The 25,058-nt window shown below is 55.2% G+C and carries 22 protein-coding genes, 1 tRNA gene and 2 pseudogenes; 12 read left to right on the top strand and 13 right to left on the bottom strand.

What is annotated here, in order from left to right; genetic code table 11:
- Nucleotides 1-125 precede the first annotated feature (125 nt).
- Nucleotides 126-578 carry a GatB/YqeY domain-containing protein gene (locus BVL55_RS11295; RefSeq protein WP_075998101.1) on the top strand — a complete coding sequence of 151 codons (453 nt, stop codon included), beginning with the start codon at nt 126-128 and terminating at the stop codon, nt 576-578.
- 573 nt (nt 579-1,151) lie between these two features.
- Here BVL55_RS11295 and BVL55_RS17215 read toward each other — a convergent pair.
- Entirely contained in the window at nt 1,152-1,871 is a 720-nt protein-coding gene (locus tag BVL55_RS17215) for a LuxR family transcriptional regulator (RefSeq protein ID WP_075996980.1), read from the bottom strand.
- Between the two features lie 438 nt (nt 1,872-2,309).
- Between BVL55_RS17215 and dnaG the strand changes: the two genes are divergently transcribed.
- The 5 genes and pseudogenes from dnaG to BVL55_RS11260 all read left to right on the top strand — a co-directional run bounded on the left by dnaG (nt 2,310) and on the right by BVL55_RS11260 (nt 8,260).
- A complete protein-coding gene (dnaG, locus tag BVL55_RS11280) occupies nt 2,310-4,268 on the top strand; it encodes a DNA primase (protein ID WP_075996979.1) in 1,959 nt (652 codons plus the stop codon).
- Between the two features lie 692 nt (nt 4,269-4,960).
- Nucleotides 4,961-6,904, top strand: a pseudogene (gene rpoD / locus BVL55_RS11275) (RNA polymerase sigma factor RpoD); the annotation flags it as partial.
- A 70-nt stretch (nt 6,905-6,974) separates the two neighbouring features.
- The gene (locus tag BVL55_RS11270) at nt 6,975-7,544 is read left to right on the top strand and encodes a Uma2 family endonuclease (RefSeq protein ID WP_205410790.1); all 570 of its coding nucleotides are present in this window, start codon (nt 6,975-6,977) and stop codon (nt 7,542-7,544) included.
- 3 nt (nt 7,545-7,547) lie between these two features.
- A complete protein-coding gene (locus BVL55_RS11265; RefSeq protein WP_075996977.1) occupies nt 7,548-7,823 on the top strand; it encodes an HlyU family transcriptional regulator in 276 nt (91 codons plus the stop codon).
- 20 nt (nt 7,824-7,843) lie between these two features.
- A complete protein-coding gene (locus BVL55_RS11260) occupies nt 7,844-8,260 on the top strand; it encodes a secondary thiamine-phosphate synthase enzyme YjbQ (RefSeq protein ID WP_075996976.1) in 417 nt (138 codons plus the stop codon).
- A gap of 56 nt (nt 8,261-8,316) precedes the next feature.
- On the opposite strand, the gene BVL55_RS11255 is transcribed toward BVL55_RS11260, so the two are convergent.
- Both BVL55_RS11255 and BVL55_RS11245 read right to left on the bottom strand, forming a co-directional pair.
- The gene (locus BVL55_RS11255; RefSeq protein ID WP_075996975.1) at nt 8,317-8,637 is read right to left on the bottom strand and encodes a hypothetical protein; all 321 of its coding nucleotides are present in this window, start codon (nt 8,635-8,637) and stop codon (nt 8,317-8,319) included.
- 645 nt (nt 8,638-9,282) lie between these two features.
- On the bottom strand, nt 9,283-9,615 hold the full coding sequence (locus tag BVL55_RS11245; protein ID WP_075996973.1) for a TraR/DksA family transcriptional regulator: 333 nt from the start codon (nt 9,613-9,615) through the stop codon (nt 9,283-9,285).
- A 185-nt stretch (nt 9,616-9,800) separates the two neighbouring features.
- Here BVL55_RS11245 and ppk2 point away from each other — a divergent pair, with 185 nt between their 5' ends.
- Nucleotides 9,801-10,802, top strand: a complete 1,002-nt coding sequence (gene ppk2, locus BVL55_RS11240) for a polyphosphate kinase 2 (protein WP_244530496.1) — start codon at nt 9,801-9,803, stop codon at nt 10,800-10,802.
- An 82-nt stretch (nt 10,803-10,884) separates the two neighbouring features.
- Here the strand turns inward: ppk2 and BVL55_RS17075 are convergent, their stop codons facing one another.
- Both BVL55_RS17075 and BVL55_RS11230 read right to left on the bottom strand, forming a co-directional pair.
- A complete protein-coding gene (locus BVL55_RS17075) occupies nt 10,885-11,496 on the bottom strand; it encodes a c-type cytochrome (RefSeq protein ID WP_244530495.1) in 612 nt (203 codons plus the stop codon).
- Nucleotides 11,497-11,530: 34 nt separating this feature from the next.
- Entirely contained in the window at nt 11,531-13,657 is a 2,127-nt protein-coding gene (locus tag BVL55_RS11230; RefSeq protein ID WP_075996971.1) for a DUF294 nucleotidyltransferase-like domain-containing protein, read from the bottom strand.
- Between the two features lie 75 nt (nt 13,658-13,732).
- Between BVL55_RS11230 and BVL55_RS16580 the strand changes: the two genes are divergently transcribed.
- The gene (locus BVL55_RS16580) at nt 13,733-13,909 is read left to right on the top strand and encodes a hypothetical protein (RefSeq protein ID WP_156892523.1); all 177 of its coding nucleotides are present in this window, start codon (nt 13,733-13,735) and stop codon (nt 13,907-13,909) included.
- 93 nt (nt 13,910-14,002) lie between these two features.
- Nucleotides 14,003-14,389, top strand: a complete 387-nt coding sequence (locus BVL55_RS11225) for a hypothetical protein (RefSeq protein ID WP_075996970.1) — start codon at nt 14,003-14,005, stop codon at nt 14,387-14,389.
- An 81-nt stretch (nt 14,390-14,470) separates the two neighbouring features.
- Here BVL55_RS11225 and BVL55_RS11220 read toward each other — a convergent pair whose 3' ends face one another.
- On the bottom strand, nt 14,471-15,247 hold the full coding sequence (locus BVL55_RS11220; RefSeq protein WP_075998098.1) for an SIMPL domain-containing protein: 777 nt from the start codon (nt 15,245-15,247) through the stop codon (nt 14,471-14,473).
- A 531-nt stretch (nt 15,248-15,778) separates the two neighbouring features.
- On the opposite strand from BVL55_RS11220, the gene BVL55_RS11215 reads away from it, so the two are divergent.
- Nucleotides 15,779-15,855: transfer RNA gene (locus BVL55_RS11215), tRNA-Ile, on the top strand.
- A gap of 130 nt (nt 15,856-15,985) precedes the next feature.
- Here the strand turns inward: BVL55_RS11215 and BVL55_RS11210 are convergent.
- From BVL55_RS11210 to BVL55_RS11190, 5 genes are all read right to left on the bottom strand, one after another.
- A complete protein-coding gene (locus tag BVL55_RS11210; RefSeq protein ID WP_205410789.1) occupies nt 15,986-17,095 on the bottom strand; it encodes a DmpA family aminopeptidase in 1,110 nt (369 codons plus the stop codon).
- Nucleotides 17,092-17,922 (bottom strand): ABC transporter permease, encoded by an 831-nt coding sequence (locus tag BVL55_RS11205; RefSeq protein ID WP_075996969.1) that lies wholly within the window; start codon nt 17,920-17,922, stop codon nt 17,092-17,094. The genes BVL55_RS11210 and BVL55_RS11205 overlap by 4 nt, the downstream gene beginning before the upstream one ends.
- On the bottom strand, nt 17,919-18,854 hold the full coding sequence (locus BVL55_RS11200) for an ABC transporter permease (protein WP_083649502.1): 936 nt from the start codon (nt 18,852-18,854) through the stop codon (nt 17,919-17,921). Before BVL55_RS11200 ends, BVL55_RS11205 begins: the two co-directional genes overlap by 4 nt.
- The gene (locus BVL55_RS11195; RefSeq protein ID WP_075996968.1) at nt 18,851-19,954 is read right to left on the bottom strand and encodes an ABC transporter ATP-binding protein; all 1,104 of its coding nucleotides are present in this window, start codon (nt 19,952-19,954) and stop codon (nt 18,851-18,853) included. The genes BVL55_RS11200 and BVL55_RS11195 overlap by 4 nt, the downstream gene beginning before the upstream one ends.
- Before the next feature lie 75 nt (nt 19,955-20,029).
- Complete coding sequence (locus BVL55_RS11190) at nt 20,030-21,073, bottom strand: ABC transporter substrate-binding protein (RefSeq protein WP_075996967.1); 1,044 nt, start codon at nt 21,071-21,073, stop codon at nt 20,030-20,032.
- A 115-nt stretch (nt 21,074-21,188) separates the two neighbouring features.
- Between BVL55_RS11190 and BVL55_RS11185 the strand changes: the two genes are divergently transcribed.
- Together BVL55_RS11185 and BVL55_RS11180 are read left to right on the top strand one after the other, a co-directional pair.
- The gene (locus BVL55_RS11185; RefSeq protein ID WP_075996966.1) at nt 21,189-22,058 is read left to right on the top strand and encodes a MurR/RpiR family transcriptional regulator; all 870 of its coding nucleotides are present in this window, start codon (nt 21,189-21,191) and stop codon (nt 22,056-22,058) included.
- Nucleotides 22,059-22,317: 259 nt separating this feature from the next.
- Nucleotides 22,318-23,270: pseudogene (locus tag BVL55_RS11180) on the top strand (IS481 family transposase).
- Here BVL55_RS11180 and BVL55_RS11175 read toward each other — a convergent pair.
- On the bottom strand, nt 23,267-24,046 hold the full coding sequence (locus tag BVL55_RS11175; RefSeq protein ID WP_075996965.1) for a DeoR/GlpR family DNA-binding transcription regulator: 780 nt from the start codon (nt 24,044-24,046) through the stop codon (nt 23,267-23,269). The pseudogene BVL55_RS11180 and the gene BVL55_RS11175 overlap by 4 nt on opposite strands.
- 2 nt (nt 24,047-24,048) lie before the next feature.
- On the bottom strand, nt 24,049-24,861 hold the full coding sequence (locus BVL55_RS11170; RefSeq protein WP_075996964.1) for an inositol monophosphatase family protein: 813 nt from the start codon (nt 24,859-24,861) through the stop codon (nt 24,049-24,051).
- Nucleotides 24,862-25,058 lie beyond the last annotated feature (197 nt).

The following is a 25,058-nucleotide window of genomic DNA, read 5'->3' as shown; positions in this document are numbered from 1 at the left end:
GCCGGGTGCTTTTCACCACCGTTATCAACTCTTTGAAAGGCCGGTTGAGCTTTAAGTCCGGCTAGCCCATAACAGCTGGATTTTCCAAAGCAGGAATCCGGATTTCGGAAGGACGGGAAAATATGTTGCGAGAACAGATCGCCGATTCTTTGAAGGCGGCCCAGAAAGGCCAGGACCGCAAGCGCACTTCCACCCTGCGGCTCATCCATGCAGCGATTATCGATCGCGATATTGCATTGAGGGGAAAGGGCAAGGACAAGGCCGATGACGAGGAGGTGCTCGACATCCTTTCAAAGATGGTCAAACAGCGCGAGGAATCGTCTGCACTCTATCAGAAGGGCGGCAGGCAGGATCTTGCAGATCAGGAGCAGACGGAGATCGGCATCATAAAGGAGTTTTTGCCCGAGCAATTGGACGGTGAGCAACTGGACGGCGTCATCGGCGAACTCATTGAGGAAACGGGGGCGCAATCGCTGCGCGACATGGGCAAGATCATGGGACTTTTGAAAGAGCGTTATCGCGGGCAGGTGGATATGGGTGTGGCCGGTGCCAAACTGAAAGCCAGGCTGAGCGGATAGAGCGTGTCCGGTTTAAATTAAAGCAGTTTGCATGGATGGATTTTTCGTTTCCGGCAAGGAGAACACCGCAGCGCGGTGCCTTGCCACCTCGCGAGGATTTCGGCGAAGACAGAGCGCAAAAGACACCACAGCCGGGCACTTAACATCATGAATGTATCGGGTTTTCTGCAATCGCCTGAACCTGGTTTCCGGGCCTTCGGACCGCGTTGCAAAAAGCTGACAGTGCCTGCACTGCGCCGCATTTTCCTCCTTGCCGAAGACCAAACGCCCGGCGCTCAAACGATTCCATTTAAGCCGGACACGTCTAGCGGCGTCATTCCGACGTAAAAAACTGCCCGGTTTGACCCACTCAAACCGGGCAGTGCTTGAAAAAGCCTGTGCTTTCGAACCCACTTCGAGACTGGCCAGTGCTTTTTCAATTCAAGTTCAGCATGCGATGCGCAAATCCCGCAATCCCCTAAATTTAAGGGGTTAGCGGGCCAGTGGCTGCCGCAAAAGGAGAGTTCTCAATATAATTCTACTCCTGATTGCGATAAATGAAACCGGTAGCAGGGCTGAATCTGAGGAACCTGCTCAAAACGAAATCAACCGGTGTTTTGTCGCTTCATGAATTGCCTGGGCGATGGTTACACAGCCCAGTTTGTGGCGGGCCGATTTCAGGTAGTCGCGGACCGTATGTTCCGACAATTGGAGTATCTCGGCGATGGATGCGCAGTCCTTGCCGCGTGCTGTCCAGTGCAGGGATTCAATTTCCCTGGGAGAAAGTGCCGGCGCCTCCCTGCTGCCGTAAACCTGCCGCACAGCCTTGCGGTGCAGGACATCACCAATTTGCATCAGCATTTCGCGCTCGACGTCAATCTTGATGCGCCAGCTATCTTCGTCCATGTTGCTGGTTACCGAGAACATCGCCTTGCGCTGGGACCGGTCATTGAGGGGAACGGAAAATCCGGTTCGCCCTATGCCGTGCTCGTATGCATCGGCGAAAAATGCGTCGTGCTGATCGGTCTTTCTTTCGAGTTCCGACCAGAAGAACGGTTCGCTGCGGTGAAATCCGTCAAGAATGACCGGGTCGATGTCGAAATATTCCTTCTCCAGGTAATGACCAAGCCAGCTATAGGGGTAGGTTGACTTGAAATAGGGCAGGTCGGTGGGCGAATTGGTGCGGTGGGCAAGGTGATAGACAGTGTGCTGATACTGTCCGATATCGCGTATCAGGCCCACGGCTTCATCCATGTCCTGTTCATCGATGATTTTCAGAAGCAGTTCAGACCTGCTACTGCCGCGAGAATTCAATGAGTGCCCCTAAGTTCCATCCATTTGTCATGCACTTTAGACAACTGCCAGTGCCATCTACCGACAGATTATTCATGCCGAGGGCCGCCTGGCTGGTTGTAATTGCATGACCCCGCCCACCTGGTGATCGGCTGCGAATCGACCCCAATCCGTTCGCAAGCTGGCGCTTCCTTCCAACGCTAACTGCCCACCATTGTTCAGCCAATGCATGCCAAAAGCAAGCGAAACGGTGAACCGTAATGCCTTTGCCGGAAAGGAATTTCCTGAAGGAGGTAATATATTAGACAGTTGGGATGCCCGACGGTGCTTCATGGAGAATGGGCGGTCAGCAGGGTTTGCCAAGGGCGTCATTGCGTTTTCACCGGATGAAGCGGTACAATCGGTTTCTTTCACCTGCAAACTCCGGATGTGCCGCTATGGGCGGTTTGAATTAGGGCCATGCGTTTTCCCGACTCCTTTCTGGACGATATCCGAGACCGGCTTCCGATTTCCGAAGTCATCGGCAAGCGTGTGACTTTCGACAAAAAGAAAACCAATGCGGCGCGGGGCGATTATTGGGCGTGTTGCCCATTTCATGGCGAAAAAACCCCCAGTTTCCACTGCGAAGACCGCAAGGGGCGGTATTACTGCTTTGGATGCGGGGTTTCCGGCGACCACTTCCGTTTTCTGACCGAACTTGACGGGCTGAATTTTCCCGAAGCGGTAGAGCGGCTGGCCGATCAGGCGGGCCTGCCCATGCCGGTGATGGATGAGCGGCAGCGCGAAAGGGAGGAAAAACGTGCAACGCTGTTCGATGCAATGGAAATGGCGACTGCCTTCTTTGAGCAGATGCTGCAGTCGGCAGAAGGGGCGCCGGCCCGCGCTTATCTGCGGGAGCGGGGCCTTAGTGCGGAAACTCAGAAAACCTTCAGGATCGGCTTTGCGCCGGACAGCCGCAACGCACTGAAGGAACATCTTTCTGCGAAGGGCATCAAAGGTGAACAGATTGAAGCCTGCGGGCTGGTGGTCCATGGCGAAGGGATTGCGGTTTCCTACGATCGCTTCCGCAACCGGATCATGTTTCCCATTCCCGATGCGCGGGAGCGGGTCATCGCTTTCGGCGGGCGGGCGCTCAGCAGCGATGTGCCGGCCAAATATCTGAATTCGCCGGAGACCGAACTCTTTCACAAGTCCAATGTTCTCTACAATTTTGCCAGGGCGCGCCGTGTCGTGCATGAGCGCGGACAGGTGATCGCCTGCGAAGGCTATATGGATGTCCTGGCGCTCAATGCTGCGGGGTTTCCCAATGCTGTGGCACCACTGGGGACGGCACTGACGGAGCGTCAGATGCTGCTGCTGTGGCGGCTCCACGGCGAACCGGTTTTGTGTTTTGATGGTGACGAAGCGGGGTTGAAAGCTGCTTACCGCGCTATCGACACCCTGTTGCCAGGCCTTGAGCCAGGCCGTTCAGCACGCTTTGCCCTGTTGCCGGACGGGCTGGACCCGGACGATCTGATCCGCCAGGAAGGGTCCGAGGCAATGGGCGAGGTTCTCGGCAATGCTGTGCCATTGGCGGAGATGATCTGGAACCGGGAAACCGCGAGCAGCCTGTTCGACACCCCTGAACGCAAGGCCATGCTTGAAAAGCGTATCCGTCAGGTGATCGGAACGATTGGCGATGCGGGCGTGCGGCGCCACTACGAACAGGATATGACGGACCGCCTGGCAGTCTATTTTGGCGCTTCGCAGGAAAGACAGGCAGGACGAGCGCGAGGTGCGCGCCGCGATGGCAGCAAGGCAGGTTTCCGTGGCGGGGTTTTTCAGCAGCGCGAAGGCGGGCGTGGAAGCGTGTCAGCGTCCCCGGCGCTGCTTTCAACGGGCATTTTCAAGAAAGGCAGAAGCCATGTGCCGCTGCGCGAGGCGGCCCTGGTAATGGGCGCGTGCAACCATCCTGCCCTCATTGAAGCGTTCTTCGAAGAGTTTGTCAGCCTGCCTTTGACGGCGCAGAGCGCTGAAGGCCTGCGCCAATGGCTGGTCGACCTGCATGCCGAGTGTGCCGGTACGGGAAAGGCGATGACCTATGAAGCAATCGGCGGGCGGCTTGAAACCTCGGCCCACGCCGAAACCGCCCGCCAAATGGAAATGCAACTGACCCAGAACCGCATATGGCAGTTCCGGCCGGATGCGGCCTTCGAGGATGCTCTGGACGGCTGGCGCCAGGCATATTCGCTGCACATGCGTGCCAGATCGCTTCGCAACGAACTGAAAGCGGCGGAAGTTGCGTTTTCGACGGATGACAGTGAAGAAAACCAGGAGCGGTTGAATTCCATACGGGCGGAAATCGAGCGGGAGGAGGGGACCGAAGCGCTGATCGACGGATTTGGCGCACCATCAGGAAGGCCGATGAGGGCACTTTAAGGGCTTTTTTGCCGGATTGTGCGGATTTTGGCGGCCAAATGCTTGAAAATCAGCAAAACAGCACCACTTGCAAACAGCATTTTCAGCTTGACCTTTCGGTGCTGAGAAGGAATCACGGTAGAATGTGAATGGCGGGTGCGAAGGGATTATCGGAAAGCGGCTTCGTGCTGTCTGCCGACGGGAAGGCCAAGGCATACCGCAAACCCGGCAAAAGGCCGGTTGAACAGGCTTAAGACCGGGTTAACCAAGGTGGCTGTACCTGATCAGGATGGTAAATGTCCGATTCGCTCCAAGAATACAAACATACGAATTCGCAGCAGCCGGTGTTCCGGCAAATCCAATACGCAGAAATAACAACAAGGTGGGCACGACGGTTTGACCGCGATTTGGCCGGCTGAACCTCGATAACAACCGCACATTCACCGGCATTCCGGTGAGGCAGGAAGCACCCTATGGCGACAAAGACCACGAAGAAGAAAAGCGCAGCGGCCAAAAAGCCGGAAACTGCGGAAGACAAGAAGGTCAAGAAGGCAAGCACGGCCAAGCCGAAGGCAGCCAAGACGGCCAAGCCTGCCGAAAAGCCGAAGACCGCGCCAAAGGCCGGATCGAAAGCAGCAAAATCACCTGCCAAGGCGACCGCCAAGAAGGGCGCTGCAACCGAAGGCGGCGCGCAGGAGGGCAACAATGAAGCCACCTTGCTCGACCTTTCCGCCGACAAGGTGAAAAAGATGATAAAGGCCGCCAAAAAGCGCGGCTATGTCACCATGGACGAATTGAATTCGGTTCTGCCGTCGGAGGAAGTTTCCTCTGAACAGATCGAGGACACCATGTCGATGCTCTCCGACATGGGCATCAATGTCGTGGAAGAGGAAGACCTCGAGGAAGAAGCAGAATCCACGGACGTCGCAACGACGACCGGCAGTGAGGTTACCACCACCAAAAAACGCGAACCGACCGACCGCACCGACGATCCGGTGAGGATGTATCTGCGCGAGATGGGAACGGTCGAACTGCTGTCGCGTGAAGGCGAAATCGCCATTGCCAAGCGTATCGAGGCCGGCCGCGAGACGATGATTGCCGGCCTTTGTGAAAGCCCGCTGACCTTCCAGGCCATCATCATCTGGCGCGATGAACTGAACGAAGGCAACATTCTGTTGCGCGACATCATCGATCTGGAAGCTACCTATGCGGGGCCTGAAGCCAAGCAGGCGCCGGCAATTCAACGTCCGGCAGATAATGCCGAAGCCAAGAAGCCGGAGGAAGAGCAGCCCAAAAGCGCCACTCGCGAGGATTCCGGCGATCCGCAGGCTGAAGGCGAAGAAGGCCAGAGCGAAGAAGATGATGACGATGAGGACGATGACGAAAACGCCCTGTCGCTTGCGGCCATGGAGGCAGAGCTCAAGCCGCAGGTGATCGAGACCTTCGACACCATCGCCGATACCTACAAGAAGCTGCGCCGGCTGCAGGATCAGCTGGTTGAAAAGGCGCTCGACAACAAGTCGCTGTCGCCTGCCCAGGAGCGCCGCTACAAGGAGTTGCACGAAACGCTGGTTGCTTCGGTCAAGTCCCTGTCGCTCAACAACAATCGTATCGAGGCGCTTGTCGAACAGCTTTATGCGATCAACAAGAAGCTGGTCAGCCTTGAGGGCAAACTGCTGCGGCTGGCAGAATCACACAGTGTCCCGCGGGAGGATTTCCTTCAGGAATATTACGGGTCCGAACTCGATCCGAACTGGAACCGCCGGATATCCAACCTGTCCGGCAAGGGCTGGAAGCCGTTCTACAAGGCGGAAGCAAAAACCATCAAGGAAATTCGTTCGGAAATCCAGATGCTTGCGTCCGAAACAGGGCTCGAGCCATCCGCCTTCCGGCGCATTGTCCACAAGGTGCAAAAGGGCGAACGCGAGGCCCGCCAGGCGAAAAAGGAAATGGTCGAGGCCAATCTGCGCCTCGTCATCTCGATTGCCAAGAAATACACCAATCGCGGCCTGCAGTTCCTTGACCTCATCCAGGAAGGCAATATCGGGCTTATGAAGGCGGTGGACAAATTCGAATACCGCCGCGGTTACAAGTTCTCCACTTACGCCACCTGGTGGATCCGGCAGGCAATTACCCGTTCCATTGCCGATCAGGCGCGCACCATCCGCATTCCCGTGCACATGATCGAAACAATCAACAAGATCGTACGCACCTCGCGTCAGATGCTGCATGAGATCGGCCGCGAGCCGACGCCGGAGGAACTGTCGGAAAAACTTGCCATGCCGCTGGAGAAGGTGCGCAAGGTACTGAAGATCGCCAAGGAGCCGATCTCGCTCGAAACGCCGATTGGCGATGAGGAGGATTCTCATCTCGGCGATTTCATCGAGGACAAGAATGCGCTGCTGCCGATCGATGCGGCGATCCAGGCGAACCTGCGCGAGACAACGACGCGGGTTCTTGCCTCGCTGACGCCGCGTGAGGAACGAGTGCTCAGAATGCGCTTCGGCATCGGCATGAATACTGACCACACGCTGGAGGAGGTAGGCCAGCAATTCTCGGTCACCCGCGAGCGTATTCGCCAGATCGAGGCCAAGGCGCTTCGCAAGCTGAAGCACCCCAGCCGTTCGCGGAAGCTCAGAAGTTTTCTGGATCAGTAAGTCCCTGCAGGTAATGGCAGGCGTCAAGCCGGGCTTTGGTGGCCCGGCTTTTTCATGCTATCCTCTCCCCATGAATGTGCCGCTTACCCACGCAGCTGAAGGGCTGGAACGACGTGCCTTTACCGTCCGCGATGTAATCCGGATGGTGGAAACAGGCGTGCTCGGGAGCGATGAACGCTTCGAACTCATCGGTGGGGAGATCGTGCCCATGAGCCCAAAGGGAATTTTGCACGAGCGGCTGAAGGGCTGGCTGAATGAGAAACTGGTGAGGGGCTTGCCGGATGATTTGCAAACCATTCCGGAAACCACCTTCTATCTTTCCGACCACACCTTCATCGAGCCGGATTTTGTTGTCTATCCACGCAAAAGCGGGGTGGAGAACCTGTCCCCGCAGACCTGCCTTCTGGCGATCGAGATCGCTGCCTTGCCGCTTTCCTACGATCTGGGCCGCAAGGCGCAGCTATATGCGGAGTTTGCCATTGCGGAGTTGTGGGTAATCGACGTTGAGGCGATGACGGTGACGCGCCATCTGGAACCAACCGGGGATGGTTACCGCAAGGTCGAAACCCTGGACAAAACCGCTTTGCTCAAGCCGGCGCAATTTACCGGCTTTGAAATCAGTTTGTCGGAGTATGCCTGACCCATGTCTTTTTTGAAAAAACTGTTCGGCGGCGGTAACGTGCAATCTCCCTCCCATGCGGCTGAAATGCACGAAGGGTATGTCATTACGCCCGCGCCGATGGCCGATGGCGGGCAATACAGGCTGTGCGCGGAAATCCGCAAGGAAGTTGGTGGCGAGATGAAAAGTCACCGGTTAATCCGTGCTGACCTGTTTCCCACTGAGGATCAAGCTGCGGAAGCAGCCCGCTCCAAGGCCAAACAGGTTATCAAGGAGCAGGGCGAACGGATGTTCTCCTGACGATCCGCTCAGGTTGCGGCATGAATCGCATTCTCACCATTTTAACGCATGGGCAGGGGCTTTACGAGTTCACTGACGAGGTTGCTGCTTTTCTGCGCACAAGCGGCATGAAGGAGGGCATGCTGACGCTGTTTGTGCGGCACACCTCCTGCTCCCTGCTGATCCAGGAAAATGCCGATCCGGATGTGCAGCGTGATCTGAAGGCTTTCTTTTCCCGGCTTGTGCCGCCATCGGATGATCCTTCCATGGATTATCTTGCCCATACGCTGGAAGGTCCCGATGACATGCCGGCGCATATCAAGGCGTCGGTGATGCCGGTCTCGCTTTCCATTCCTGTCATGGACGGTCAAATGGCATTGGGTACCTGGCAGGGGATTTACCTGTTTGAACACCGCGACCGGCCGCATGAACGGCAGGTGGTGGTGCATCTTGCATAGCAAAACCCCCGGTGCGGTTGCACCGGGGGTTTTGTTGTTTTCAGGATGTGGTTTGCCTAGCGCAGGGAGGCGGGAATGCCGCTGCCTTGATTGACGTCAAGGTGTCTTTCATTGTCGACGGCAACACCTCTGAAGCCGAAAATCTGAACAGAAGAAGTATTGTTTTCCGCCTTAAAGATGGTCGGAATTCCTGTCTGGTGGCCATCAAGGTATTTGTCGTTATCAAAAGTGGCGCCTTTAAAACCAGAAACCTGCACGGCGGAAGCGCCGTAGTCCTTGGCAAGGCTTGCCGGCAGGTTATTCTGGTTACCATCCATCGCAAAGGCCGAGGTGGCAGCGGCCAGGGAAACGATGAGGGTTGCGATCAGGGTTTTCATGACATTAGTTCCTTTCGGGTTTATGTGCCCCGGTTTGATGCCGTAATCTGTGGCTGGCGGGGCGGGTTGGTTTGTGCCGGAAGGAGGTAGCGCCCGGGCCCAGGGAATGGGGAACTCTTGGAGAGAACTCTGGGGAGAGAACCCTGGGGTTTGGGGAGGACTTTGCACCGGGCGCTACCTCCTTCCGACGCAATGGAAGTTAGGCAAGATCGCGCTCACTTGGAAATGAAAGGACGGCGAGAAAGCCGTGATCGCCAGTCGCGAAAACGCGAGTGGCCGTGATCGGCGCGTCATCGCAGCAGCAAAGGAGCATTACCGGCGCATCATCAAGGGAACGGGAGGATGGTGAAACAGCGCCCGAACCGCATTGGCAGCCAGCCCCTATCGCCGGAAGGCAGAGGCGATGGAGCCTTCCAGCAGCCAGGCAAGACCAATGCGTGCGAGTTGGAAAAGGCTCAAAAGATGAGAAGGTCCGAACAAAAGGCGGCTTGCGGCCAATTCGTTCAGCCTGCCTCGATCTGCCTGACCATAGAAAGTGAGCGTTTGGAGGGGCAAGACATTGGCGCACTCGTCCACCACACGCGTATCAGCCTTCGACCGGTTCAGCAGGGTGAGGACGCAGGTGGCAGAATATGAGCTTGATTGTCAGGCGCGGGCGCAGCTGCGGCAAAAGGGCGTGTGCGGAACCGCTTCAAGGCGTTCGCTGCTGATTTCCTTGCCGCATTTGGCGCATTCGCCAAAGGTGCCCGCTTCAACGCGGTCGAGGGCTGCCTTGATGGCCTTGATCTCCTCCAGGCCGGAAAGACCCAGTTCCTCCATCACCTCGTCGCCTTCGGTCTCGACTGCATGCTCTTCCCAGTCACGGCTTTTGGGGTCATCAAGGCTATCCTCAATGCTTTCCAGCCGGTTTTCCAGATAGGCCAGACGGCGTTCCAGTATTTCCTTGAACTTTTCGGGGGCAACTTCACTTTGCGGCATGCATTTCTCCTTTTACCGGGAAACCCAGAAATGAGACGTTAGTTCCGGCGAATAACAACAGCGTTGACCTAAATCAACGACTTCAGCAGGCATTCGGCGCAGGTAGTAGGGGGGTGTATGAGGGAACCGCAAGGATTGCAATGTCAAACAACAACGCCAATAAAACCACCAAACAATCTGCGTCCTTGAAAAAGGAAACCTCCGCACCTGCCGGGAACCTGGCCAAGGTGAGGCATGCCGATAACGGCGCTGTAAGAAGCACCAACGCGCCTGCAACATATGATGCGATGAATCCGGCAAACAGCCCGGCTGTGGAGCCTGTGCTGGACCGTGTGCCAGCCAATCGCGACACGATCCGGCAATTGTTCGAAACCGGCGAGTATCCTTACAAGCGCAAGATCACTCGCAAACGCTATGAACGCGAAAAGGCCGAGTTGCAGGTTGAACTGCTCAAGGTGCAGGAGTGGGTAAAGGCATCGGGCCAGAAAATCGTGCTCCTGTTCGAAGGACGGGATGCGGCCGGCAAGGGCGGCACGATCAAGCGCTTCATGGAACACTTAAATCCCAGGGGTGCGCGTGTCGTGGCGCTCGACAAACCGAGCGATCGGGAAAAGACACAGTGGTATTACCAGCGGTATGTGCAACACCTTCCTTCTGCAGGTGAGATCGTGATGTTCGACCGCTCCTGGTACAACCGTGCCGGTGTCGAGCGGGTGATGGGTTTTTGCTCGCCACAAGAATATCTGGAGTTCATGCGCCAGACCCCGGATCTGGAGCGCATGCTGGTCAGGAGCGGCATCCTGCTTTTCAAATACTGGTTCTCGGTGACCCAGGATGAACAATTGCGGCGCTTTACTTCACGGGAGAACGAACCGCTCAAGAAATGGAAACTCTCGCCCATCGATCGGGAGTCGCTCGACAAGTGGGGCGACTATACCGAAGCGAAGGAAGCGATGTTCTTCTATACCGACACGGCAGATGCGCCCTGGACGGTCATCAAGTCGAACGACAAGAAGCGGGCGCGGCTGAACTGTATGCGGCATTTTCTCAACTCATTGCCCTATCCGGGAAAGAACATGAGTGTGATCGGCAAGCCGGATCCATTGATCGTTGGTCATTCAAAGCATGTCATCGGGACCAACGAGCATATTCTCGGCAGCAGCATGCACCCTGAAATGCGCAAATAGGCAAAGCGCGGATCAAATCCCGCGCCTTGCAGCCTTTAATCTTGTTGGTCTGGCATTTTATCGGCTGGCCGTTCCTGTCCGATCAGTCGGTGGTCTGGATGCTGGCGATGTAGGAGATAATGTCCTGCAACTGGATGATGTCGGTTTCGAAGACGGGCATGTCGGGATGACCGGACTCGATTCCTTCCGCGAATGCTTCCTCGAGCGCCTCGATCGGCAGGCGCTTTGAAATCAGGCGGAAGGGCGGTGCTTCAGGATGCCGGCTTTCATCGGTCAGTGTCACGGCATGGCATGATGCGCAGTTTTCAACCACCAGACGGCGGCCATGGGCAAGTGGCTGCACCCAGGCAATCCATGCGGCAATGTCTTCTGCCTGCTTTTGCGTTATTTCGAAGGTCGGCATGTCGGAGTGTTTCGGGGAAGCCTGTTCGATCAGCATTTCAGCAATGGTGGCGACCGGCCGGCGTTCAGAAAGGCTCCAGAATGGCGGCGCGTTGGGTCTGGGGCTTTCTCCGCTGATACCGACCGCGTGACACCGGGCGCAGTTCAGCCGGGCCAGCGCCTCGCCGTGATGGACAGCCTCGCCGGCATCAGGTCCGGGCCGGACTTCAGTGGCGCTCGCAGGTAAAAGACCGGTAAACACCAGCAGGCAAGCAGCCAGAGTCCCCGCGGTTGCATTGAGTTGTTTGATCAAAAAGGCCTCCATTTTTTGTTCAAGGCTCAGCGCCCTAAAACATCAGATCGTGCACCAGATTTGGAATGTATCCGATATCGGAAAGCGCATCCTTCAGCTTTGCTGTGTCGCTTCTGTCGAGCCGGCCCAGATCAACAAAATTGCTCGGCTTGCGGCCGGAAGCAATTTCGCGTTCCTGGCTTTGCAGCATCAGGCCAAGCAGAAAGGCATGGTGTTCCATCAAGCGGCTCAACAGGCCGACATCGCCCTTGTCCAAGGTCAGCAGACCGGCGAGGCGATCACGGGTGGCGTGTTGCGCAATGTTGTGCCGGATGGCCAGGGCCCTTGTGCCGGCAACCAGCGGGAACAGGCCGTGCAGCTTCAAATCGAGCCGGTTGTTTTCCGCGCGGATGCGGCCGAACATGTTGAACGGGCTTGATATGTTGTCCACATTGGCACCGAGCGCCTTTGCAAATCCGATGTTCTGGCTGCCAGCCTCGAAGGCTTTGCGGAAAAGGCTGATCGACAGATCACGTTTGCCAAAGACTGCCGCCTGATCGAAGAAAATGTCGACGTTTAGCAGGTTCTGCGGATTGGTGTGTGAGACCCATTCGTCAAGCCGGCTTTCCCAAAGGGCAACGGAGCCACGCCATTCGGCGTTTTTGGCCATGATGCCGCCGTTGCAAAAGGGGATTCCCGCTGCATCGAGGATCGCCGCCATACGTGCGCCGAGCTCTGCAAACCATTTGTCCTCGGGACCGTCCGGGTCGCCTTTTTCGAAAATGATGGCGTTGTCCTGATCGGGTTTCAAGAGGCTTTCACCCCGGCCGCCGGAACCAAGCACGATGACGGTATAGGGACACGGTGCATCCCCCCGGCCATCCGCCTTCATGTCACGTTCGGCAAGGATGGCCGCGCGTTCCGTCATCGAACGGATTTCCTCCGAAACGATGCGGGTGATCTTGTGGGCGTCCAGGTTTTCCTGAATGAGCGAATTGACCACCGCTGGAAGCGTGCCCCAGGCATTGGCAAGGTCGGCGGCGTTTTCCGCTTCTCCAATGGCATCATCAAGCGCGATTGCCGCATCGGAGCGCAGCTTGAGCAGATCGCGGGCCGAAATCATGCCAACGAGCTTCTGTTCCTCGTCGACAACGGCAAGGTGCCGGTATTTCAACCGCCGCATGCGGGACATGGCGCGGTAGACAAAGGCGTTCTGGCGGATCGAGGCAAGCGGGCTGACGGCAACGGCACTTGCCTTCTTCTTCAGGGCTGCTGCGCCCGACTGTGCGACCTGGCGCATCACATCACGTTCGGTGACGATGCCATAGACCGAAAGCGGCTGGCCCGTTTTTGCCGGCTCTGCCACCAGCACGGAGGATATTCCCCTGGCCGTCATGGTTTTGGTTGCCTCCAGCAGGCTGGTTTTTGGCGCAACGACAACCGGGTTTCTGGTCATCATGTCGCCGACGGCATGGCGGTATGCATAGGTATCGTAATTCTTGATGCCGCCGGACAGGACGCTGTCGGAGGGGTCGGCAACCGGACGCTCCCAGCCGGCTTCCTGACCCTGACGCAGCCCGGCCGTTGACCGCAGGAGGATGGCGCGTTCGGCTTCGGCAAGGGTGCGGATGCCACTTTCCTCGAGCAGGGGAACCAGCTTCAAGAATATCTCACCCGCAGCCAGCGCATCGGAAAGTGCGCTGTGGCGGTGCTCGACATGGATGCCAAACCATGCGGCCAGCTTGTCGAGAGATGGATCGTGCAGGTCCGGAAGGGCGAGCGGGGCAAGATGGCGGATGCAAAGCGAGCGCGGCTTTTGCCATTCAAGATCGTGGCGTTTGGCCTCTGCCGCCAGGATGGTGAGGTCATAGGCAATGGTGTGGCCGATCAGGACGCGGTCCCTGATGAACTCCAGCAGGCCCTGCCATGCCTTTTTCAGGTCAGGCGCGGTGCGCAGCATGGCATTGGAGATGCCGTGGATAACGGTTGATGAGGACGGTATGGGAACGGTCGGATCGATGATCTTGTCCATCACGGAATTCGTATCGATCTTGCCTCTGTTCATGCGCAATGCACCGATCTGTACAATGCGTGCCTCAGAGGCATCGAGGCTGGTTGTCTCCAGATCGAGCGCGCAGGCATCAAGCGCCATCAACGCTGTGGCACCGGTGGTTTTTGCCATTTGCTGCAACTCCTTCCGTGACGACAAACGTGAAGCGATTTCTATCAAATCAGGGGATTGATTCAAAAGGTTCCATTGGGACTGTTGATGATCACACCAGCGAAAACCGGCAGGCAAATCGGCGGCTTGCCTGACCTCGGACGATTGTGGCGCCGATCTTTGGTGTTCGGCAATGATCTGCATCAAACAGCATGCCTCAACGGCGGCCAGGCGCTGTGGTGGAAACAGTTCCGCCACATGAACGGTTTGTGAATGGCCAGTTCCGGCCGGGTTCAGCCGGCTTGTTGCAAGGTGCATCCATCAGCTTCGAGACGAGCCGGAGCGCAACAGCGAAAGGATGCAATCATGTTCAGCAAACTCATCAAAAGCGGTCTTGCTTCCGCAGTGATCGGATTTGGTCTCATTGCCGCAGCTCCCCAGGCAGCTCTTGCAGGCCAGGCCGGTTTCGGTGTCACCATTCACGGTTCTCACGGCTCGGTGCATATCGGCAATGTCAAGCACCGGCATTACAAACATCGCGGCCATCGCAAACTCTGCCGTCCGGGCAAGGCACTGTACAAGGCTGAACGCAGGGGCGTTCGCCATGCGCGTATCCAGCGCGTTGGAAAACGTTATGTGGTGGTAAAGGGCAGGAAACGCGGCAATCGCATCAAGATCGGGTTTGAGCGCCGTTCGCGCCATTGCGAGATTGCCTGGGTCGACCGCTCACGCCGCCACGGATATCGCTATTGAGGTTACCCGTTTTAGGGAAACCTGAAATGGAACGCCGCGGAGCATTTCCGCGGCGTTTTGCTTTCGCTTCCTTCAAAATGCTTACTGTACGATTTTCCAGGATACCGAGACCGTAACCGAATAGGTGTTTTCGCCCCCTTCAATGGGGACGGAATCGGCCATCGCAGCCTCCGCCATCATCTTGCCGCGCGCCATGGGAACGGGCCGGGGCGTGTTGTAGTTCTCGCTGATGGAAAGAATTGGCCCCAGCTTTGCACCGGCGGCTTCGAGCAGGGTCTTGGCCCTTGCAATCGCGTCTTTCATGGCGGCGGCGCGGGCTTTGGCGATTTCGCTTTTCGGGTCGTCATTTGCGAAGCGGATCGAGCCGCCGGTGTTGACCCCCAGCGTTACGGCCCGGTCGAGAATCTCCCCGGTCTTTTCCAGGTCACGAATGCGGACCGTCAGGGTGTTGGTTACCCGGTAACCGACAATGCGTGGCGGTTTTTGTTCCTCGCCATCCTTGGGGCGGTGATGGACATATTTGGGGTGAATGGCAAAGTTTGATGTCTGCAGGTCGCGCGCCTCGATGCCCGCCTGCTTCATGGCGTCTAGGACCTCGCTCATTGCCAGGTTGTTCGCCGACAGGGCCTCGCGGGCGGTTTTGCCTTCGCGCAACACGCCAAGGTCGAGAATGGCGAGATCGGGGGCCACATCGACACTTGCCTCACCGACAATGCTGATTTGCGGCACTGGCTTTTCCTCCGCCCATGCGCTGCCGCCAAGTTGAAGGGGCGCGTATGCTGTGGGCAGCATGGCGGGCGCAAGGACAAGCGTTGCAGCAAGGGCAAGGGTTGTGCGGGAAAGCAGCGAATTGTTCATCAGGGATCCTTCCAAGGGTATCTGCGTGAGGGAGTAATTTCCAGGTGGCGAGCCTGCCGTTTGAAAGCAGGCTTAAAAAGGCGGCCTGGCCATAAGGAGCCAGCCTGCTGCAACCGGTAATTGCCAATAAAGGCAGGGGTTTGTCGCAGGAACGGCCGGATTGCAGCTGGTCAGGATTTTACACAATCAGGAATATCTGAATCGCTCCAAACAGGGCGGATTTTCATCTGGCGTGAGGCAAGCGTCAAACCATCACTGCGGCATGGGGAGTTGCATTCGAATAGGCCACTGCCGAGACAGCTTGTCTGTGGCCCGGCGGCTTGGCGTGTGAGCGGGATACACATGAGAAGGTGGCACGCGCCGCGTGTGCCGTTCATTCCGGCATCTGGTGCTTGTGCGGAGCAACAGCCAAATCCCGATCATGCAGCCCCCAAGCCGGGCAAGGGCTGCCGGTTTGGCAGAGACGTGCCGGTGATATCTTGTCAGGGTTTTGCAAACCGGGTAAGGCACAGGCAACCAACGGGGAATTGCGGGCCTGTAGCTCAGTTGGTTAGAGCCGGCGGCTCATAACCGCCTGGTCGCAGGTTCGAGTCCTGCCGGGCCCACCACCCAGTCTGCCGATTTTGCGGTGTTTGCGGCTATCTTTTTTGTTGTGCCGTCTTATCTGCGGGTTGGCGCGTTGGACTTCGATGCAACCAAAAAATTGCAATCGGTTCGGACCGGCTTCTTGGAAGCAGGTCAGTTCCCTAAGGCCTTTTTCAATAGTTCGATATCCAATACCTGGCAAAAATGTCCTGCTGGGCGTGCGGTGGGAACCGGCTCTGCAGCTACCATTGCATTGACAATTGCTTCTTCAATCGCGTCGATTGCAGCCATATAGACCGCATCGAGCAATTCGTCATTGAGCGAAACAAACTGCCGCCACGGGCCGGAAAGCTGCGGAAGTTCCATTTCGTTTGCTGTACTGAAGGCCAGAAAAATATCTCCAGAATTGTTCCCTCCAGCGGTCCCGCCTCTGCCGATTCCTATCGCCCCGCGACGTGCCAGTTTGTTGAGTTGCAGAGGTTGAAGTGGCATGTCTGTTGCCAGCACCGCGATGATTGAGCCGCGCTCTCCATCAATACCCGGAATTCGATTCTGCATCATTTGGGGGCCGACAGTCTGACCTTGTATTTTTAACCAGGGCCTGAGGCCATGATTGGCCTGCACCAAAACGCCAAGCAGAAAGGTCTGGCCATCGATTTCAATCTGACGCGAGGCGGTCCCTGTTCCGCCCTTGAATTCATAGCAGATCATGCCGGCTCCCCCTCCGACATTTCCCTCAGCGATGTGTCCTGCTTTTGCCGATTGAAGAGCTTTGTATGCATGTTCCGGGCGAACATGCTGCCCATTGATATCGTTAAGAACACCATCATAGGTTTCGGCGACTACCGGCATTGCCCAAAGATGATTGTCGTGCCAGGCGTCCGCATATGTGTCTATGATCCATCGGGTTGCTGCGTCATGAACGGCACCGACGCTATGACTGTTCGTGATCATGACTGGTCCCACGAAGTATCCTCCGTCACGGATCCAATGACTTCCGGTCATTTCTCCGTTTCCGTTGAATGCATGAATTCCAGCCCAAACCGGCTTTGGCACTCTTGAGGTGCCTCTTGGCAGAATGGCCGTGACCCCGGTTTGGATCGGGATACCGTTTGTTTCCAAAGCGGAATTGTTGTGTGATGACAGTGTTTCGTAGCCGACCAAGACGCCGTCTACATCCGTAATTGCATTGTGTGATCCGGGCACTCCGGAAAACTCAAGCCCAAAGTCTCTTGCGCGCCCTTTTTTTGCTCGGTTGATCACCGGTTTCGCCCCCGCATGTAGAGCCCAACGGATGCGATCAAAAAAGAAAATAAAAGCATGATTGTTGCAATCGCATTGATCTCCGGCTTGATGCCGCGGCGCAACATTCCATAGATATGGACTGGAAGTGTGGTCGAATCGACGCCGGCGATGAAATAGGTGATTACGAGATCATCCATGGAGATAATGAAAGCCAGCAAAGCGCCGCCCAATACCCCTGGCGCGATCATCGGTAGTGTTATCCTACGGAATGTCACCCACCCATCAGCACCGAGATCACCGGATGCTTCTTCCAGGCTTTCGTCCATATCGGCAATTCGGGCACTGACGACAATAAAGACGTAGCTGGCGAGGAAAGTGCAGTGACCGATGATTATGGAATGCAGGCCCAGTCCTATTCCAAAGGAGACAAAGAATATCAACAGAGCGATCCCCAGAATGATGTCTGGCATTATCATGGGCATGAACATCAGGGCCCGGTAGAAGGTTTTCAGCTTAAAACGGAACCGTGCAACAGCCAGCGCAATCGAGGTACCAGATACGGTTGAAATGAGAGTAGTGATTGAAGCAACGATCAAACTGTTCAGTACTGCACTGTAGAGTTTGTCGGTTGATTCTACATAGAGAGTGAGCTCATCAAGCTTGGTTGAGAGGCCAAAAATCGTCCGATACCAGTCAAACGTAAAGCCTTCCCAGATCATCATATTTACCGGGTTTGCGTTAAAGGAAAAGACGCAGATCAGAATGATTGGAGCATAGATAAAGCCAAGGAACAGCCAGCCATAGGTTGACAGCGCGAACTGGCTCCATCTGAAATTCTTCCTCATGCATCCAATCCTTCTTTGACCGCTGGAGCCGCTGTCTGTTCCTCATCGCGACTGAGGATACGTACATAGAGCATCAGAAGAACAAGTACGGCTGCCATCACCATCATTCCTAGCGCAGATCCGAACGGCCAGTTGCGCGCCGAAAGGAATTGCTGCTCAATCAGATTTCCAATCATGACGACTTTCGCGCCGCCGAGAAGCGACGGGACGATGAAATTGCCGAGTGAGGGAATGAATACGATGATGGATCCGCCTATTATTCCCGGAAGGGTCATCGGCAGGATAATACGGCGAAAGGTCTGGAACCGGTTGGCGCCCAGGTCTTGCGAAGCTTCCATAAGGGCATCGTCCAGCTTTTCTATGCTGGCATACAGAGGCAAGAACATGAACGGGATAAAGACATAAACCATACCGACTATCACCGCCGTGTCGGTAAATATAATCTCCAGCGGCCGTGAAATTAATCCTGCTCCCATAAGGGCCTGATTGAGAAAGCCGGTTGGCCGGAGTATCAACACCCATGCAAAGAGACGGACGATCAGACTGATGAAAAATGGCAACGTAATCAGGAAGATCACAAAATTCTTCTGACTTTCCGGCAGTTTTGCAACCCAAAATGCAACGGGATAGCAAACGACTAGACTTAGCAGCGCCGTTGTCGCGGCCAAACGAACCGAGTTCAGGAATATCTGAATGTATACCGGATCAAATCGCTCGTACTTTGTGTCTGCCCACCCGAAAATTCGCCCATAATTCAATGTGGACAGTTGCCATTCAACTCCGCCGTAGAGACCCGGGGTGAGCCAGCTGTACAACACCATGATGATTAGTGGACAAACAAAAAAGATAAACAGGAAAATCGTTGGTGCACTCAGCAGGCCGATCAATGCGATTTTTTTCCGCTGTTCAGAACTCCGATTCATTGTTGTCATGAACCCATCCCGCTGACAGGAATGACATGCATGGCTTCATGAGGAAGGAAGAGTGTAATCCTGGAGCCATCCGTTTGCACCGCATCATTGGCAGGATTTCGGACAGTTGCCTTGACGCGGCCTAACCCTTCGACCGCCACAACCAACTGGTAGTCCGTACCAACAAAGTAATGTTCCAACACGTGACCGGAGACCTTTAGCCCGTCACTTGCCTTGCCTTTTGCGAGCGTCACTTTCTCAGGACGAATTAGCACTTTGACTTCAGTTCCCGCAGGGCATTTGCTTGATGCAACGGCGATAGTGTCCCCGCCTGCCAGCTTGATTTTCAAGCCTGCCTGAGTCGAAGACAGAACGCGCCCTGGAAACAGATTGCTCTCTCCTATGAAGCGCGCAACGAATTCATTTTTTGGACGATGATAAAGCGCTTCGGGTTTGTCCAATTGCTGGATTAGACCGTCGTTTAGAACTGCGATCCGATCCGACATTACCAGTGCTTCTTCCTGGTCATGAGTTACAAACACAAACGAGATGCCCAGTTCGTGTTGAAGTGATTTAAGTTCTTGTTGCATCTTGTGGCGTAGATTCTTGTCGAGTGCTGAAAGCGGTTCATCCAGAAGGAGGATTTTCGGCTGGGCAACGAGAGATCGAGCAAGTGCAACCCGCTGCTGTTGTCCACCTGACAACTGTGAAATTTTTCGCTCGCCCATTCCAACAAGGCCGACAAGTTCGAGAATTTTGCCAACTCGTTCGGTGACTTCTCGCTTTTCGAGGCCTGCGACCTCCATGCTGTAGGCCACATTTCTTGACACATTCAAATGTGGAAAGAGAGCATATTTCTGAAACACGGTGTTGACCGGGCGGCGATGGGCAGCGCGTGTGCCCATCGCTTCGCCATCAATGTAGATTTCTCCGGAGTCCAGATCCTCAAAGCCGCTTATGGCCCGCAGCAGCGTTGTCTTTCCGCATCCTGACGGCCCCAAAAGCGTGAGAAATTCATTATGGGTGATCGTAAGGGAGACGTTGTCCAACGCTGTAATTAAGCCACCTTCAGGCGCCTGGAACCGCTTCGTTGCTTTTTCAATTTGCAGCAAATTTTTCATTGTCGAATCCTACGCAGGTTTGACAAGTAGCGCGCGTCGCCAAACGACGCGCACTCCTTGAGACGCTTTACCAGTTTACTGCGCAGTTTTGATCCGGGTCCATTCTCTGTTGTACAATTGGAGGTCAGGGCCAAGATCGACAAATATCTGGAGTTTATCCATCACCGATTGCGGTGGATAAATGCTCTCGTTGTTGGCAATGTCTTCAGGAATAAGTTCAAGCGCCGGCACATTTGGTGTTCCGTTGAGCTGCTGCTCGACGTTTAATGCCGCAATCTCGGGTTGGAGATAGAATTTCATGAACTTGACGGCATTTTCCTTGTTGGGTGCTTTTTCAAGAACGCACATGTCTTCCTGATACATTGTCGCTCCCTCTTCAGGGATAATGTATTTTAACGTGTCCGGCGATTGCTTCACGAATATATTCGCGCCGACATACCAATGGGCCGCGGCAACATCTCCGGACTGAACGAGTGGGATACTGTCGTAGGTAAAGGCTGTAACATTCTCCTTGTGGGCCAGGATGTAATCGGCAGCAGCCTTGATCTCGGCTTCGTCGGTCGAGTTCACTGAAGTGCCGTTCATGATATGACCGATGCCGATTGTTTCGCGCAGGTCGTCAAGCAGAATGATCTTCTCACCGTTTTCGGCCAGTTCGAACAAGTCTGCCCATCCTTTGATTTCAGGAACCAATTTCTTGTTGTAGGCGATACCGACGGTGCCCCATGCATAGGGCAGACAATACTCTGCATTGGGATCCATCTTTGATCGCAGGAACTGTTTGTCGATATTCTTGAAATCGGGATCGCTGCCGATGTTGGTTTTAGCCAAAAGCCCGAGTTGCTGCATGATGTCGTGCATGTGTACAGACGGAAAAACAATGTCGTAGCCGGATGCACCTGCCTGGATTTTGGCAAGCATTTCTTCGTTTGTTCCGTAGGTATCAAGGTTAACCTTGATTCCCGTCTCCTCGGTGAATTTGGTTAGAACTTTCGGGTTTATGTAGTCACCCCAGTTGTAAAGATTGAGCTCTCCTTCGGCATGGGCAACTGCCGCTCCAATCAGCAACGCAACACTCCCGAAGAACGCGGTTTTGAGTTGTCTAAGCGAATTTTTCATTGAACACCTCCCTTTGCTTCACATCGTTGACATACTATCGCTTGCCTTTCCCAGAATGATTTAATAATGACGTTTTTGTCAAATGTTATTATAGTATCAAATTTTGGAGTGAAACATGAGCGAGGGTTTTGCGTCCTTTCCGCAAGGACCACTTGGTGACTTTGTTGGCAAAATCGAACAAGCCCTGCCGAAACTGCCCAAGCAGGAGGCAAAGGTTGCACAGTATATCTTGTTGAACGTGCAATCCATTGGTCCCGAAACGGGGAAATCGCTCGCCGCAAGGATTGGTGTTAGTGAAATAACAGTAGGCCGGCTCCTGCGGCGCCTTGGATATGACGGAACCAAGCACTTAAAAGAGCTTTTGCGTGAACATTATGCAATGGGTGGTGCGCCGGTAGCCCCAAGTGCCGATATCGACAGCAAAATGTCACAAGTGATGGAAGCCGAGCTTTCTATCATTCGCTCCGTTTTTCAACAGACTGGCAACACACATTGGGAAGTTGCGCGCCATCTAATATCAAAATCCAAACGAGTTTATGTGACTGGATTCCAATCGGTGCGAGGGCTTGCTGAAGACTTTACGCGCAGGCTTTCGATTGCCAGAGCGCATACGCAGTATCTATCTCCTCATGACGGCATGTTGGGTGAGTGGCTGGACAGGGAATCGCCCGGAATATCTGAGGAGTGTCTCCTTATCGTTGATGTTGTGCCATACGCGACGGAGGGTCAGGAGCTTGCGCGCATAGCGAAACAGCAAGGGCGATCACTCATCGTAGTTTCCGACGAATTCTGTCATTGGAGCGCTGAAATTGCAGACGCATGTCTTTACGCACCATCCAATTCGGGCCTGTATCTTGAATCAACAATCGGCCTGAATGTGACTCTCGGGCTTCTCGTTGACTATGCGGCCAATGCGACACCAGAAAAGGCAAGGAAGCGCCTTGCAAGCTGGAAGAAAAACGCACGCCGTCTCAAGCTGTTTTGAAGATTCTAGAGCGTGTCCTGGTTAGCTGGAAGCAGTTTGAACGGATGGACTTTTCGCCTCTGGCGTCGTCGAAACCCTCGCAGGATGGATAAACATCCTGCAGCGGTATTCTCCTTGCCAGAGGCGAAAAGTCCATCCATGCAAACTGCTTCCATTTAAACCGGACACGCTCTAGCTGTGAGTTCTCACCAGGTTGTTCACTCGAACCCATTCTGAAAAGCTGAAGTTGCAAACCATCAGTGATCAGGAGAGGGACCGAATGAACATCCACAAGAATGCCCGTTTGACGCCGAAAGGTCGAGAGATATTGATCGAGCGCCTTGAGCGCGGAGAACATCCTCGCGAGGTGTCCTGCGCGATGGGGGTGAGCATACGCACAGTCTACAAATGGCGGCAGCGTTACCGCCTGCATGGCCGTGCTGGTCTTGACGACCGTTCCTCACGCCCGTTTTCCAGCCCGTCCCGCACGCCGGCCAGCGTCGAGACACGGGTCGTGGCGCTACGCCGCGACAAGCGCATTTATGACCGGATTGCCGCCGAGACCGGCCTGTCGCGTGCAACGGTTGCTCGCATCCTTGTGCGCCACGGCCTGAACCGGTGGCGCGATCTGGAGCCGACCGAACCGGTGATCCGCTATGAACGCGAGCAGCCCGGCGAACTGATCCACATGGACATCAAGAAGCTCGGCCGCTTCTCGCGCACCGGCCACCGCATCACCGGCGACCGGCACGGCCAGTCCAACGCACGCGGCATCGGCTGGGAGTTTGTCCATGTGGCCATTGATGATCATTCAAGGCTGGCCTTCAGCCAGGTGCTCGACAGCGAAAGGAAGGACTGTGCCATTGCCTTCCTGAAAACCGCCGTCGCCTGGTACAAGCGACACGGCATCACCACCCAGCAGGTGATGACCGATCGCGGCTCATGCTATCGCTCAAAAGCTTTCAACCAAACCTGCAAGGCACTCGGTATTCGCCATATCTACACCAAGCCGTACTCGCCAAAGACCAATGGTAAGGCAGAACGCTTCATCCAATCATCCTTGCGCGAGTAGGCCTATGCAAGCGCCTATCCAAACTCAGAACGGCGAAAGGCCGAACTGCCGTAATGGCTGCACCACTACAATTGGCACCGCCCCATGCCGGCATAAATAGAAATACGCCAATCAGCCGATCAGGGCTCGGCGTGAATAACCTTATGAGACTCCACAGCTAGTCAGCGATAATCAGATTAGATACCGATTTGGATACATATTCGGCGATTGCCGCGTCATTTCGTATCCGTGCATCGGTAATGAGCGTATCCATCTGCTCGAACCCGCAATACCGGTAATAGCCTTTGGCCGAGAACTTGGTCGCATCCGCAAGAATTGCGTTTTCGCGGCTGTTTTCCAGCATCGCCTCGGCGACGTCGGCCTCGTCCTGCATGACGTTCATCGCCCCTTCACCCAGGCTGATTGCCGTGGGAGACAGGAAAACCAGATCGGCTTTCACCCGTCTGATACCAGCGATTGTCTGGCAACCGACCGTTGCAAAGTTGAAGGGTCCAAGACTGCCGCCCAGCAATGTGATCGTGCTTGAGATTGTGCTCGCTTGATAGGCTTGCTGCAGGCTTTTCGCAGCCTCGAGCGAATTGGTTATCACGTGCAGGTCGTGAATCTGGGCAAGCTGCGATGCGAGCATTGTGGTGGTACTGCCCGCGTCAAAGAAAACCACTTTGTGATCGGTGATCAAACCGCGCGCAGCCTTCGCAACCGCCTGCTTTTCCCGGATATTGAGCTTGCTGCGGATCTTGAGTGGCGGTTCGGCTCCCGCATCCATCGCAACTGCCCCACCATGAACGCGCCGCAGCAGGCCGAGCGCCTCCATTTCAAGCAGATCGCGCCTGACAGTCTCGCGCGACACCGACAAATCTTCAACCAGCCGGTCCGTGGTAACGCTCTTGAGATCATCGACAAGACGAGAGATCAGGGTGAACCGTTCGTTTTTCATGTCTACACCTTGTCGGGTGTTGTCAAAACCGAAAGCGCCGCTTGATGCAATTCAGCCGTTGCCGCGGCGATAACACGACCGTCCGAGGCTTCCGTCAAGGAAGCGCCCGACCAGTCCGTGATGATGCCGCCGGCGCCTTCGACAACCGGCACAAGGGCGAAATAGTCATAGGGTTCGAGTTTCGCTTCGACTACCAGGTCAACAAAGCCAGACGCAAGTAGACCATAGGGATAGCAGTCGCCGCCGAACCGCGGCACAGCGGTGGACTCAAGCAGTGTTTCGATCCTGAGTTTGTCTGCTGGCTCGAAATAAAGAATGTTGGTGGTATAGAACCGTGCGTTTTCGAGAAGTTTGCAGTCAGATGCACGACAGATTTGCGTGGATCCGGCCGCATCTCGGAAAATACAGGATTTTCCACGAACGCCGACCCATCTCTCTCCAATTGCCGGCATGTCTATCACCCCAAGTTCGGGGTGATTGTTCGAAAGCTTGGCAACGAGTGTTCCCCAAATCGGCCATCCGGTGATGAAACTGCGCGTTCCGTCAATCGGATCGACGACCCACACATCGGGCGAATCGAGATTGATCGAGCCGAACTCCTCACCCAGAAATCCGTGAGATGGAAACGTTTCGGAAACCAGGTTTCTCACAAGTGTCTCCACGCCCTGGTCAATCGCGGTTACAGGGCTTTTGTCGTCTTTGCATTTGACCTCATGGTTCTGGCGAAAGCCTGAAAGCGAAACCGTGCCGGCCCTGTCAGCAAGAAATTCGGCAAACCGCACCACGGCGTTCATTTCGTTGTCGGTGTCAGCCATACGATTTCCGATTGGTTGATGAGCCGCTTCTGTTGCCTTCTCGCAGAAGTTCACATTCCGTCCTTCGTCAAAGCAGGCAATGCCTCATTTGCTTCTAGACACATATACACAAATATGCAATAAAGCAAAAAATTACACACACGCCAATTACAACAGGGAGGAACTAATGGCATCTACTTTCAAAGCATCGGGAATTT

Origin of the sequence: Salaquimonas pukyongi (assembly GCF_001953055.1) — a bacterium.
GTDB lineage: Bacteria > Pseudomonadota > Alphaproteobacteria > Rhizobiales > Rhizobiaceae > Salaquimonas > Salaquimonas pukyongi.
Note: the sequence above shows the minus strand (reverse complement) of the source record. Positions and strands in the feature narration are given on the sequence as shown.